6 protein-coding genes are annotated in these 14,259 nt (G+C 65.5%); 2 read left to right on the top strand and 4 right to left on the bottom strand.

Annotated elements, in window-relative coordinates; all coding sequences use genetic code 11:
- Positions 1-114 precede the first annotated feature (114 nt).
- Positions 115-960, bottom strand: coding sequence for a tetratricopeptide repeat protein (locus ACLJQZ_RS39140; RefSeq protein WP_410625620.1), 846 nt, complete (start codon positions 958-960; stop codon positions 115-117).
- Between the two features lie 26 nt (positions 961-986).
- Positions 987-6,917 (bottom strand): PA14 domain-containing protein, encoded by a 5,931-nt coding sequence (locus ACLJQZ_RS39145; RefSeq protein WP_410625720.1) that lies wholly within the window; start codon positions 6,915-6,917, stop codon positions 987-989.
- Positions 6,918-7,546: 629 nt separating this feature from the next.
- On the opposite strand from ACLJQZ_RS39145, the gene ACLJQZ_RS39150 reads away from it, so the two are divergent.
- On the top strand, positions 7,547-9,238 hold the full coding sequence (locus tag ACLJQZ_RS39150) for a DUF2079 domain-containing protein (protein ID WP_410625622.1): 1,692 nt from the start codon (positions 7,547-7,549) through the stop codon (positions 9,236-9,238).
- A gap of 241 nt (positions 9,239-9,479) precedes the next feature.
- Here the strand turns inward: ACLJQZ_RS39150 and ACLJQZ_RS39155 are convergent, their stop codons facing one another.
- Complete coding sequence (locus tag ACLJQZ_RS39155; RefSeq protein ID WP_410625722.1) at positions 9,480-10,946, bottom strand: B12-binding domain-containing radical SAM protein; 1,467 nt, start codon at positions 10,944-10,946, stop codon at positions 9,480-9,482.
- 90 nt (positions 10,947-11,036) lie between these two features.
- Between ACLJQZ_RS39155 and ACLJQZ_RS39160 the strand changes: the two genes are divergently transcribed.
- On the top strand, positions 11,037-13,328 hold the full coding sequence (locus ACLJQZ_RS39160; RefSeq protein WP_410625624.1) for an ATP-binding protein: 2,292 nt from the start codon (positions 11,037-11,039) through the stop codon (positions 13,326-13,328).
- A gap of 396 nt (positions 13,329-13,724) precedes the next feature.
- Here the strand turns inward: ACLJQZ_RS39160 and ACLJQZ_RS39165 are convergent, their stop codons facing one another.
- Positions 13,725-14,201: a tyrosine-type recombinase/integrase gene (locus tag ACLJQZ_RS39165; RefSeq protein WP_410625626.1), complete on the bottom strand. Its 477-nt coding sequence runs from the start codon at positions 14,199-14,201 to the stop codon at positions 13,725-13,727.
- Between the last annotated feature and the right edge of the window lie 58 nt (positions 14,202-14,259).

Genomic DNA, 14,259 nt, shown 5'->3' on the forward strand with positions numbered 1-14,259 from the left:
GGCGCTCAGCTGCACCGGCTGGTGCTCAGCACGCCGGACAATCACAACCGCTGCGACCGCTTCAGACCTGGATGACGCGGTGTTGCGACTGGCGACTGGGGAGTACCACAGATGCTACTTAGCATCGCCCTCTGATGCTATTTCTTCCAGGAGCTCTGCGGCGTCGACGTCACCCCACGAAGCGGCTGTGGAAAGTACACTTCGAGCTTCATCTTCGCGACCCAGCTCAACCAGGAACGAGCCCAGCTCGTATCCCCACCCTGGCTCGTCGTGCTCCTGCGCAAGCCGAAACTCGCGCTCGGCACCGACTAGGTCTTCTCGCTTCTCCCAGAGGAATAAGGCGTAGTTCTGGTGTACTTTACGGGCTTCCAGTCGGATAGCTTCCCGGAACTTATCCTCAGCCTCGTCAAGCCGAACCTGCTCGGCGTAAACGTTGGCCAACGACACAAAAGTACTGGGCTGGTCCTTACTCAGGTGACGCAGCGCCAACTGCTCGGCGGTGTCGAGGTCACCCAAGTCGTCTAAGTACAACGAAACGAGGTTCGCCGCGGCCAGGCTGTCACCTTCCGCGATCGCTCGCTGAAGAATATCGATGGCTTCGGCATATCGTTCCCGGCTCCGGAGAAAGACGCCGTAGTCGTTCAAGGCATCGTTGTCTCCCGCGTCGATCGCCTGCCGGTACGACGACTCGGCTAACTCGTCGTCTTCAAGGTCATCCGCAACATCTCCGAGCAGGCCAGCCAAACTCGTCTGCCCGTCGGCTATGGCATCGACAAGTACCTGTTTAGCGCTTTCGAGGTCGCCGGTCTCCATGAGCGTCAAGGCCAGAAGACGGTCAGCATCCGGCTCGTGTGCTGCGGCAGCCTCGCGCAAGACCACTATGGCTTCCTCGTGACGGTCCTCTTCACGCAACGCTGTCCCCTTCGCGGTGAGGTTCCGGGCGTCTTCGTTGCTACTCATGTTGTTCCTGTCGATGTAGGTGAACGCTAGAAGGCGATCGCGCAGAGTGGTAGGGCGGGCCCACAAGCGGGCGAGGCAAGCTTACCCACCCACCAGAGTATCCCTCCGATCCCGGCTCCTGCTGCGCCGGCGCCGAGCCAGCCCCACCCATTGTCAGGACTCGACTGATAGCGAGGTGCGCGAGCGCTGCTGCGGTAGCTACCGCGGTTGAGCGAAGGAGAATCGCGCATCAATTCGCGGTTCCGCAAAGACAACCCACCGCCGTGGAGTCGGGAGAACGAGCTCTGTCCCTTTTTTTTAGGATTACCGTTTTTGTTGGGGTTCAAGGGGATATTTCGACGGCCGCCGTGACGGTTTCCCTTGCTGTGCTTGTCCGACTTGGCCTTGCTCTTGCCCTTCCGGTGTCCCTTGCGGCCTTGTTGGTTGAGGCCGTTGTCGTCGCCGTTCTTGGGTCGCATACCGTCGGTGTCAGTAGCGTTGATCGGATCGGCGTTGACGTAGTCGTAGTCGTTGGCCGAGCCACCGTCCACCGGGTCGACTGAGAGGAACCTCCCGAGCGCCGGCACATAAGGACGTGCGCCCATCTGGACCATGGCCAGGCCACCGGCATGTTCGTAGGGACGCTGGTGGGTACCGAGCCAGCCATAGTCCATGGCTCCCGGCTGGTTGTCCGGCACGTTGTTCTTGTCGGTGTTTCCTGCCGTGGTCAGCGGCTCCCCGTAGGGCGTGTAGGTCCGCAGCGTGCCGACTTGATGGCCGCTTCCGTCAGTGGTCAGGACGAGGTCACCACGGATGCTGGAGGCGTCCCAGGTGGTTGCGGCACCGTCGTAGCGAGCGGTGTAGACGACGCCGCCGGGAAGGCTGAAGGTACGGCTTAGCAGCCGCTTGTCGCCGGTTGCAAGGGTCAGCGATGCGGAGTCCCCGTCACCGAGGTAGGAGTAGAGCAGGTCCGTGGCGGTGTCGCCCTGGGCGACATTGCGCCGGGTGATCCGATTAGTCGCGTCGCGGACATAGGCGACATCGGCGCTTGCCGCGCCGGTGACACGGACGGTGAGGTTACGGTTGTCGCTGTCCCACCCCAGCGACGTTGTCCCGCTGGGTGTCGTGAGCTGCGTGGTGTTGCCATGGGTGTCGTAACCGACGGCGCTGATGGCCGTGGCTCCGGTGACGGCCAGCAAACGGTCGGCGTTGTCGTAACAGTATCCAGTCTCCGCGGTGCCGGCGCCGGTTTGGTCGAGGAGGCGGACCCGGTTGGTGTTGAGGCCCGCGTTGCTCGCGCTGCCCACGGGGCAGGTGGCGGCGGTCGGCGAGGTGAAGTCGTAGGTGTAATGGTGCCCGGTGACGTAGGCCTCGGTGATTCTGCCCGCCGTGTCGTACACGTAGTTCGGGCCCTCAGGTCGTGCGTCGACGCCACCGAGGGATTCGTCGATGACGGTGCCCGCGCGACTCCGTCCGACCTGAGCCACCGTCGTGGTGCCATCGCTGGTCTTCCACGTGAGGCTCGTTTCCTGACCTGCGGCATTCCGGCCGATGCTGCTGAGGCTCATGCCGTTGGCGTAGGTGACAGTTGCCGGCTCGCCGGCGGCGTCGTACGTCGACGTGGCCAGGATCGTCGTGCCGTGGGTGACCGTCGTCGGACGGCCGGCGTCGTCGTAGCCGAACGTCGTGACCTGAGGTGCGTCGGCGGTGTTGGGTGGCGTCACCTTCTGTTGGCTGACCCGCCCGGCGACATCGTAGGTGGTCTCGGTTCGGGTGCCGTGGACGTCGGTGTACGCGACGACGCGTCCGAGGAAGTCCGCCACGGCTGTCACGGTGCCGAAGTTGTCGCTGATCGAGGTGGTCAGCGGGTCACCGCCGACGGCATAATTGTGGGTGACGGTGCGTTCACCGCTGGTCGGGTTCGCGGGGCTCTTGACCGAGGTGACGCGGTCTCGAACGTCGTAGGTGGTGCAGATCCAGTCTCCGCTGGTGGCCTGGGCGATGATCCTGCCTGAGGCGTCATAGACGTTCTCGTCGGTGCGGGCTGTACCCGATGCCGGGGTGGGTGAGGTCAGCAGTTTGGGCTGGCCACCCTGGTTCACCGCGGGACTCCCGGCGATGCACGGGTTCGTGCGGGTTTCGATGTCGCCGTAGAACGCCGTGGCCGTGGCTGCGCCGGTCGGGGCACTCCGTGTGGTGGCGCGGAGGTAGCCCGTGCCTGGCGCTTCGTATGCCGAGGCTGTGGTGAGGCGGCTGACTCCAGTGCCTGTAGAGAAGCTGGTGGCTGCTCCGAAGACGGGGTCGAGCCCGTTTTGACCGTACTGCGTGGCGGAGGTCTTGTCCGGCACGCCGTCGGACTCGGAGTCGACGCTCGAGGTGGTCAGGCCATAGCGCGGACGCAGCTGGGTGCCGGGGACGAGTTCCTGAGTGCCGGTGGGGGTGGTCCAGTTGAGGTCGAGTTTGGCGTAGCCGCCGTTGTCGTAATAGTCGATGCGGATCTTCTTGACCTGGCCAGGAGTGTCGCTGTGAACGACGGCTTGGCGCCAAGCGGGATTGCTGATCTGCCAGTAGTCCATGACGAGCTGGTCGTCGATCCACATGCGTATGCCGTCATCAACGTAGGCGCGCAACGTGTAGTCGCCGGAGGCGGGGAATGCGATCTCCCCGCTCAGCCGGAGGGAAAACCCGTCGCTGGACACGCCTGGAGTGACGTCGTTGCTGTACTCCCACACGCTCTTGAGCGTGCCGTCGGTGGTGCCGATGCCGGTGGCGTACGCCTTCGGGGCGCCGGTCAAGGCGAGGTTGTCGTAGTAAGCGGCGGACAGGCCGTTGGTGCCCTCGTCGTAGCCGGTGTGGGTGTGTCCGACCGTGCCTGCGCACGCCGCGGTCGGGAGCTGGCCGGCGAAACAGGAGGCAGGCGCGGGACCGTAACTGTCGGTGGGCCGGTCGGCGTAGTCGTAGACCGTGGTCGACACCCGGTTGGCGGTATCGGTGGAGGTCAGCTCCTGGTCTTTCGCATTCCAGGTTTCGCTGGTCGTCCGGCCGGTCGCGTCGGTGGTGGACAAAGCGCGGTCGGCGGCGTCGTAGGTGACTTTCGAGTAGAACCCGGTGGTCGGGCTGAGACCGGCAATGTCCACGAAGGTCTGCCGGTTTGCCGGGTCGTAACGGTAGGTCCGGCCGGAACGAGGCTGACCGATAGCGGGAACCGCGAAGCTGACGCCGGCGGCCTTCGGCTTCGCGGACGTGTCATAGCCGATCGTGGTGGTCAGGTCGCCCTCTTTGGCCTTGCGGTTGGCCGGGTCGGCGGCGATCCAATCGTTCGCGAGGCTGTCGCGGGTGCCTGTGAGCAGACCTTGGGCGTTGTAGCCGTAGTCGGTGATCTCCGAGCCCGGGTCCTCGATTCGGCCGAGGCTCAGTGTCCCGGTGCCGGTGTACCAGAGGCGGGTTTCCGTCCCGTCCCAGTACGTGATGCGGCACAGCATCTGCGACGGTGGCAGCGCCGCGGCGCCCGGAGGTGGGGTAACGCCGCCATAGCAGTCGTCTCCCGGGCGGTTGTAGTGCAGGACGTGTGATCGCTGCGAGACGGGGTCTTTGATCTCCCGTAGCCGCGAAGGTGTCCCGTCGTAGAAATACTGCAGTGTCGCGGGCTTGCGTCCGTCGAGCACGCTGGTCTGGGTCTCGAGCTTGCCGTCAGATCGGAAGACGTAGATTGCGCCGCCCTCGTTGAGAGTGACTTTGCCGGCGGTGTCGAGGGCGATCGTGCCCTCCTCGTTGTCGGGCGCGGTATAGCCGCCGGTGCTCTTCTTGGTCCACGTGTGCTTGGCGCCGGTGGCGTCGGTGAGCACGATGTTCTGGTCGGTGACCTTGGCCTCGGTGTAGCTCGAGCCGTCACCGTCCAGGTCCGCCGACAGCGTCCAGCCCTGCGGTAGCACCGGCAGGTCGGAGGTGAAGAGCCAGTCGGCGGGGACGATCTGCGGGGCGACGGTGGTGTTGTCGGCGGTCCGGACGAACAGTCGCATCTTCGCCGCGCCGGTGGCCTCGGCGTTCTCGACCTTGATCGGGACCCGCTGGCCCGCGGTGAGGGAGACGTTGGTGGCCTGTGTCCAGTTCAGGTCGCTGGCGGTGTTGACCTCGTAGACCTTGGCGCCGTTGATCCACACCGTGCCGCCGTCGTCATGGACGCCGGCGAACTGGTAGGTCCCCGTTACCGGCGCTTGGAAGAAGCCTTCCCAGCGAGCGACGAACCAGTCCGCGGGCAAGGCCGGCGCGAATGGCGAGTCCGTACCCCAGTCGACGTTGACCTGCGGCTCGGTCCGCACCAGCACTGGCTGCTGCGCGTCGCTGATGATGCCGTTATGCGACAGGTCGACGAAGTAGGACGCCTTGAGACCCTTGTTCTCGACCTGTTGCGAGTTGTAGGTGAACGACAGTCCGGCGTTGCCGCCGACGGTGGTGAAGGTCGGCGTTTGCTCGTCGGTGGACACGTTGCCGTTGGCCAGGTTGACCGTGACTGGGCCGGCTGTGTCGACCGGCGAGGGGCCGTGGTCGCCGATCCGCTGGTCGATCTTGAAGTGGCCGACCCAGGTGGGTGTGATGGTGGTGGTGCCGCTGTAGGTCATCGCCTGCCAGGTGTAGGCGACGCCGTCCTGCAGGATCCCGGCCGGGACCGTCCAGGTCGGGGTGGTCAGGCAGCCGGACTCGACGACGACGCCGGACTTGGCGTCCGCGCCGGTGGCGATGCGGAAGCAGTACTTGACGGCCTCGCCGTCGGGGTCGGTGACCGGGTTGACCGCTAGGGTCGGAGTCAGTGACGTCGACACCGTGCCATCCGCCGGACCGACCAGTGTTGCGGCTGGCGCCGGCGAACCGGTGTCGACGGTGAGGGTGGCGTTGAGGTTCTTGTATGTCCAGGTGCCGGCGTTTTCCGCGCCGAGCATCATGAAGAACACCGAGCCGTCACGGGCGTTGACGCGGTCGCGGATGAAGCCGGTCATGCCTTCGCCGACGAAACTGCCGGCGTCCCCGACCAGCGCGCTGGTCATGTAGCCGCCGACGCCGTTGTAGTTGAACGCCGAGGCGTGGTAGAGGTTCGCGTTCCAGGTCTTGAGCGACCCGGTCACGCTGGTGTTGCGGGTCAGGTCCATGCGCGCGCCGACCACGGTCTTGCCGAACAGCGGCGAGTAGTCCATGTGGAAGACGCTGCGGTTGTAGGTGTCGCCGTTGGCTTGGCTGTTGCCGATCCGCAGGCCACAGGCGTCGCAGTTGGTGCCGTCGGAGCGGTAGGAGTGTGACTCGGTGACGCCGTAGGTGAAGGTCGGGTCGACCGACACCGGGTAGACGCGCTTGGGATCGCGCAGCCAGGTCGGGTCGACCGCGACGGTCAGCCACCAGTCCGAACCGGCCTTCTCCAGCGTGTAGGTGCCGCCGGTCATCGACGGGGCCGTCTCCCCGTTGCCCGCGGAGTCCCAGGTCTCGACCGGCGGCAGCACGATCTTCGCCGCGCCGGCCTTGTCGGCCAACGTGACAGAGCCGTTCTTCTCCAGTTTCGGCGTCAGATCACCGGTGGTGAGCTTGAACTTCCACGACGATCGCCCGTCGGCCGGGGGACGCTTGAGCTTGATGGTCTCCTTGACCGCGCCCGGGGTGACTTCGTAGTCCAGGTCCGTGCCGGCGGCGACCTCGGGGTAGGTGACCGATTCGCCCTTGACCGCGGCGGTGGTCGGGGCGGCCTGGTCCAGGGCCAGGCCGGCGGTGTGGCCGCCGGACTCGACCTGCAGCACTGCGGCGTCGTTGGCCTTCGTGGCCAAAGACGGGCTCAAGGGGTGATTGTCGGCGTCGGCGCGCTTCGTTGCCGGGTCCGTTTCGAGGGTGGTCTGGACCGGCTGCCACTGGCCGTGCTCGTCCTGCACGTTCATCGGCTGGTTCGACTGCCGCACCGAGTGCGTGCCGTCGGCGTTGACGTACTCGGTGGTGAACATCGTCCGCGACACCGGCGTCGAGCGCTGCAGGTCGAAGTGCGTGCCCGCTCCCCCGTCCAGCCGGCTCTGCGCCGCGAAATCCGCCTTCGACGGTGCCTGCGGAGCCACCGGCGTGGGCGCGGCCGACGGCAGCAGGCCGACGTCGCGCGGGTCAATCGGCTTCGACGCTTCTACGAGTCGAGGCGGTGCCGCGATGGCTTCGGTGCTGCCGAGCAGCAGGGTCATCGTCAGGACGAGCACGAGTGCTCTGACCCAGCGGACCAGATGGACAGGACGCGACAAACGCAGCACGCCAGTTCCTCCCCCGGTGACCGCGGCACTGCGCCGTGGTCACCCCCAATGGCCCCGCGGGACACAGCTGCCGTCGCGGGGTCTTGCCCGGCTCACCGCGCACGCCGTGCTCGATTCGCCCAGGATCGGGAAGTCTTCGCCCCTCACCCGCAGCAAACATCGGAGTGGGTTCACAGCTGTTACACAGCTTTACCGAGACGAGGGTCACAGTTGTCAACTGATCACCGATACAGTAAAAGACCAGGTCACCGCCTTCCCGAAGCGTGAAGACCACCGGTTACGATGCCTGCCGGTCCTGCTGTCGCGGGTCCGCAGCCATCCGTTCCGGCAGGAGATCCATGACCCAGCCAGCGCTCACCGACGTCCCCAGCCCGGAGGTCACCGCGCCGATCCCGCGGATCGCCGCACCGGCTCGCGCCCGCGTCTCGTGGCGGCCGACCGTGGTGGCGTGGTGGTTGTTCGCGGCCGTTCCGGTCGGTCTGGCGTTGCTGGCTGCGGTGCGTGCGCCTCGGATGCACGTGCTGCTCGATTACTGGCACGTGTTCGCCAAGATCACCGACGATAACGGCGGCTTGCTGCTCGGTCAGGTGTTCACCTACCACCTCGACCAGCCGTTCGTGGTGCCGTCGCTGTTGTTCTACGTGGACGCGGCATGGTTCGGCGGCGACAACCGCGTCCTGACCGTCCTCACGATCGCCTTGCTCGCCGTGGCCGTGCTCGCCTTGAGCACGATGTTGCCGCAGCAGCTTTCCTCGACAACTCGCGGCGCGTTGACCGCGACGATGACGTGGCTGCTGTTCTCCTCTCACGCGACCGAACTGTGGCTGCAGAGCACGAACGGCATCAGCTGGGTCCCCGCGGTGACGTTCTGCACGGTCGCGATCGCCTGCGCTCACCGCGGCCGCCTCGCGCTCGCTTCGGGCGCGGCGGTTCTCGGGTGTCTCAGCTTCGGCGCGGCGTTGCCGATCTGGTTCGCGATCGCCGTCATCATGTGGCTGCGCAGGGAATCTCGGCTCCGCGTCGCGATCCCGGCCGCTGCGGGCATCGTCGTCGTCGGCGCGTGGTGGCTCACCAAACCCACGGGAACCCAGTCAGGCGCGACAGCCGCCTTCGACCCGGACGGGCGCCTGTCGGTCATCGCCGCCGCCGTCGGTGGATTGTGGTCGGTGGACGTCGCTGTCCTCGCGGTCATCTCCGGCGGACTCACGATCACCCTGCTCACCTTGCTGGTCGGCCGGACGCTCGCGGACCACCGTCACCGCACGGTGAACGGCGACGCCGGCTGGCTCGGGTTGACGCTCTACGCGTTGGCACTGGCGTTGATGCTCGCGCTCGGCCGGACCACCACCAACGTCCCCGGCGGCAACGTCGGGCTCATCAGCCGCTACGTCCTCGTCGCCGCCCTGGCGACGACCGCCCTCGTCGTGCTCATCGCCGTTCACCGTCCACAATGGTCGCAACGTTACCTTGCCGCCGTTCTCGTCGCGCTGTCCCTGATCACGCATGCGATCGGCGGCGGCAAGGCCGACCTTGTCCACCGCAGCTACACGCCGCTCAATCTCGCCGCGATCGCCCTGCGCGTCGACGCCCCGGCGGCGCTGGAGGCCCTGCACATCCAGCGCGCGGCCGCTCCCGCCGCTCGCGCGCTGCAGGCTTACCCATTCAACAACGCCTTCACCCTCGGCTGCCACGGCCCTGAACTCGGCAGCCACCTGGACCTCGCGACCGCACAACCGCTGACTGACAAGGGCGCCGGTATCGCACACGGAGCGCTCGACGCACCCGCCACCGACCCCGGCGCCATCACCACCGGCTGGGCCTCCATCAACGGAACCCCACCGGATTGCGTCCTCATCACCGACCAGACCGGCACAGTCACCGGGGGCGGTATCAGCGGCCTACCACTCACGGCCGCGCAAACCGCGACAGCCGCACCGGGCGCGACAGCCTGGCAAGCAACAGCAGGCCCTACGAGCGGCCCTCTCGCCGTGCTCGCAGTCCGGGGCGGACACCTCTATCGCATCAGCTGACACCCCGAGCCCGCGAGCAGACCACGCGGTAATTCCGCGCGACACCGCTCCACGCTCGACCGACCCCGGTTGTGGATCTCATCCGACGACACTCGAACGTCCGCTATGGCCGACGAGCGGATGTTCGGCGCCACCGCAGGCCGGACCCGTGACCGCACGGTGGCGCTCCAGATCGACGGCGCTACGTCGAGGTTCGAGCGGATAGTCTTGGTCGTGGGGTGCCTCGATGACTTGACCCATCTCAGGAGTGCGAGCCGTCCCAGAAGTTTCCAAGTTGTGCCTCATTGACGTCGGCTGGCACGTTGCCAAAGTATGGACGCTTGGCCATCGCCTGCGCGATGCTCTCGACGCCATCCAGAAACACCTGGTAGGTCTGGTCCGGATCGCCGTACTGCCCGCGGTACACGGCGGGCAGGTCTTCGTGGTACCGGTCGAAGTCGCGATGCAGTAACTGCATGCCGAAGCGCTCTGGATGGTCGAACAATGCGCTGCCGGGGTAGGGCACGAGGTTCGACAGGTACGAGGCCTGCAAGAGATCTTTGTCGATCAGGTCGCAAACCCAGTCGATACTGCGCCGCATGTCGTCGGCAGTCTGTTCTGGGAGCCCGTTCAGCGCGAACGCGCACGCGGCGATCCCCGCATCCCGCAGGCGCATGAGCGTCTCTTCCACATCGTCCAGTCGCATATGATGCTTGTGGCGATGGTGACTTTCCTGCGAAAGAGTCTCCAGGCCGATCTCGATCCATCGGCATCCGCTGGCCGCGAGCTGATTCACCAGAGCCTGGTCGCGCAGGCAGTTGAGCCGAGTCTGACAGTCGTAAGCGATGCCACCGTGTTCGGCGAGGGCCTCGAGCAAGGTAGCGGTGCGCTCGCGGTGAAGGGTGAAAGTCTCATCGCCCCAGTAGACGTGGTGGTGGGTGCCGTAGTGCTGTCGATACGCCGCTATCTCGGCGAGCACCCGGTCCGTGGCTGCGTAGTCCTGTTTCCGTCCGATCGTTTGGATGGCACAGAAGGAACAAGTGTATGGGCAGCCGAGTGCGTACACTTGGCGAAGGTAGCGAATATTCTGCCCGACCGACGGGGAGAAGAGATCAATCTTTGGAAAAGGAATCTCGCGGATCGGCAAATCTTGGTATCGATGAGGACTGAACCGAATCGTTCCATCTTTCATGGAATAAGTTAGGTCTCCCACCTGTTCGAGCGAGTGAACGTCTTGAAGAGCGTCCAACAACGCGGGTAGCGCCTTTTCGCCACGCCCGGTCACGACGTAGTCCACAGATCCATGGGCGGCGACTTCCCAATGCAGAGGAGTCGCCACGACCCCGCCGAAGATCGTCACCGAGCCCGGAGAGAGTTCTTTCACCACATCGGCGATCGACAGCGCGGCAGGGAGGTTCACCGTCATCGGTGAAAACAGGTACACGTCTCCGGGATGCTGCCTGAGGACATCGCGGACGGTCAGTCGACTCGTGTAGAGGTCGGCGACATCCAGGGATGTGTAGCCATGCGCCACCAGCACTCCTCCGAGCCAGTGCATCCAGTGCGGCAGTTCCCACATGATCTCACGCATGGGCCGCAGCCACGGATGCGTGCTGAAGTAATGCTTGTCGAAGTTCGCCCAGTAAGCACGGCGCTGAGGGACGGTCGTGGCGGACATCGGCGTGTGCACGAAAACGATTTGCAACGTCCCTCGATTCCATACGGGCATGCCGATCAAGCATCAGGCCAACCTTATCAGTGGCGAACCAAAACCCTCGGGTGTATACTACCAGATCAGTCAATCCGTCATTGGGATGCAATGAGTGAATCGAATCAGCCAGAACGCATCCGCAATTCCGTGTTCGGAGGTGCAGGAATTGTTTTGCAGGCTGACACTGTCGGCGGTGATGTGCACCTTCATGGCCGTCGGGGCCTGATAGACGGTCCGCCGAGGCAGCTTCCTGCGGACGTCCGCGGATTTGTCGGCAGGGAGTCCGACCTGAAGAAGCTCGACTCGCTGGCCGCCGTCGGTCCGGACCAGTCGGGCACCGTGATCATCTCGGCGCTCGCCGGCTCCCCCGGCGTCGGCAAGACCGCGTTGGCCCTGCACTGGGCCCACCGGGTCCACGAGCAGTATGCCGACGGCCAACTCTATGTGAACCTGCGTGGTTACGACCCTCTTCGCCCCCTGTCGCCCGAAGAAGCCATTGAAGGGTTTCTCATCGGACTCGGGGTGTCGCCGGAGGACATTCCCCGCGGCCTCGACGCGTTAACAGGCTTATACCGGTCGGTCCTGGCGAACCGCAGGGTGCTTGTCGTCCTCGACAACGCCAGGGACTTCGGGCAGATCCTGCCCCTGTTGCCCGGCTCGCCGTCCTGCACGGTGATCGTCACGAGCCGCAACCACATGTCCGACCTGGTCGCCAGAACCGGCGCGAGCCGCCTCATCGTCGACGTGCTATCGCCTAATGAGGCGGAAGCGTTGCTTCGCGAGATCATCGGCGGTGGATGCGCCGAAGAGGACCCACAGGACCTTGCCGAGCTCGTCCGGCTGTGTGGCTACCTGCCGCTGGCACTCCGCATCGCGGCGGAGCGTGCCGCCACCGACTCCTACTCGACCATCGCCGACCTCAACGGGGAGCTCACGACGGAACGACACCGGCTCGACGCACTCACCACCCACGGGGATGAGTCGACCGACATCCGATGCGTGTTCTCCTGGTCCTACCGCTCCCTGGCGCCTGAACTTGCCCGCACCTTCCGCCTGCTCGGCTTGCACCCTGGCCCGGACGTCAGCGTCGGGGCCGCCGCGGCACTCATCGACGTCCGATTGACGGACGCGAAGAGGTCCCTCGAGATGCTGGCCAGCGCCCACCTGCTGGAGCGGACAGGCCGTGATCGCTTTCAGTTCCATGACCTTCTGCGCGCCTACGCCGCAGAACTCGCCGAGGCGAACGACAGCCCGGACACCAGGGACGACGCCGTCCGGCGGGTACTCGACTGGTACCTCCGGGTCGCCGTCAACGCGAGCCAGGTGGTGTACCCCAACCGGCGGCTTGTCCAGCCGGGGCCGCAAAGGCTGACTGACGCGCCACTGGCCTTCGACGGCCGAGACCAGGCGCTGGATTGGTACGCCGCAGAGCGGGCGAACCTGCTCGCAGCGATCCAGGCTGCTGTTGTCATGCCGTACGACCTCGGCTGGAAGCTACCGGTCGTGATGACCGACCTGCTGTGGAAACAGCGCTGGGAGAATGTGGTCGTGATTCTCGACAAAGCACTGACCATCGCGAGCGACCTGGGTGACCGGGAAGGCGAGATCTGCATCATCGAGAACTTCGCCGACCACGCGCTCGACTTCGAGGAGTGGGACGACGCAACCGAGTACTTCTCGCGGATCCTGCTGGCCGCTCACGAGATCGACGCGCCGTACTTCGTCGGCTGGGCGCTCAACGGCCTTGGCTGCTCGCCCCGGGGCCTGGATCGTGTCGACGCGGCGACGTCATACCTTAACCAGGCCCTTGAGTCGTTCCGCGCGACAGCCAACCGCGGGGCAGAAGCAACGGTGCTCGCCAACATCGGCAACGTGTTGCGGCGTCAAGGCCGGCTCGCCGACGCTGTCACATGGTGCCAGCACAGCCTGTCGGTCTGCCAAGCCATCGGAGACGCCTGGCGAGAGGCATGGACCGAACGGGTACTCGGCATGGTCTACCTGGATCTCGACGATGTCGACGAGGCGATGTCTCATTTTGTCCGGGCGCTGACGATCAACCGGGAATTCGACAACAGGTTCGACTCTGCCCGCACCCTCACCTGCATCGGCGATGCCCTGGAAACCGCCGGCCAGCGCTTAGAGGCCAACCAGGCCTGGAAACAGGCAGCGGTCATCTTCGAAGACCTCGGTGCCCCCCAACTCAAAACGGTGACAACCAAGATCGGCCATCACGCCACCGGAAGCGCGCACCGCGAGCAGAGGAATGACCAGGACGTTGCGATCCCGGTTGGCGGCAGCCAGCAGAACGTGATCACGGCGCCGCTGACCGAGGCCCCGCCAGGCGAGGTCAACCAGGAACTCGACTCGCCGACGACGCCGAACCCGCAGGTTGACGACTGACCGAGTGCCGATTCTTCGCCGTGCACAGAAGCTCGAAGGCGTCCGGCTACGCAGTGCTTCCGCAGACATTCAGCTGCCCGCAGCTACCAGGAAGACCGTCCGGCGCGCCGACGACCTCTTCGTCGAGGACATGAAGCTCAAATCTGGCCTGTACCGTGCCAAAACGCGGTGTCGGTCTGTGAGCTGCCGTTTGTGGTCGGTTAAGGCGGCGCGGTGGTATTCGTTGATCACTCCGTTCAGGACGCGGTGGCATTGGATCGGGCGTCGAGCCGTATGACGGCATCGGGATCGTGGTTGGGTGGACGCTGCTCCCGCTCTTAACCAGCGGGTTCGGGGTTCGAGTCCCTGATGGCGCACAGTCGGAAAGCAAAGCCCACCAACGGTTTCCCTGCAGTTTCAGGGTCGCTGCCGGTGGGCTTTGTTGATCTGTGGGTCCGGGGTGGGGCCGTTGTGTGTCCGGCCCAGAGTCCCGCCGGCACGGATGAAGCGCGGACCGTGTCCGACGGCTCGACGTCGCCCTTGCCGGGTAAACCTAGCGCCTGACCTGCAGATCTTCCTCCCTCGGTCGTAGCCGGCGCGGCGGACCAGGCTCGCCGTTGCCTCCGCGCAGGCCTGAGCCAGCGACGGGAGCACGCTGGTGTAGGTATCGGCCGTCAGGACGATACTGGCGTGACCCAACAGGGCCTGCACGGTCTTCAGGTCGTTGCCCGCGGCCAGGGACAGCGTCGCCGCGCCGTGACGCAGGTCGTGGAACCGCACCGGTGGCAGACCAGCCTTCTCGATCAGCCGTCGGAACGTGTGCGACACGTAACTCGGGCTCCAGTGACTGCCGTTCTCCCGCGCGAACACCCACCCGTCAGCAGCCCCCCACACTCACGGCGCTGCGCAGACCGCAGCCGAACCAGCAGCGCGACCGTGCCCCGATCCAGGG

Source organism: Amycolatopsis sp. cmx-8-4 (assembly GCF_046548675.1).
GTDB lineage: Bacteria > Actinomycetota > Actinomycetes > Mycobacteriales > Pseudonocardiaceae > Amycolatopsis.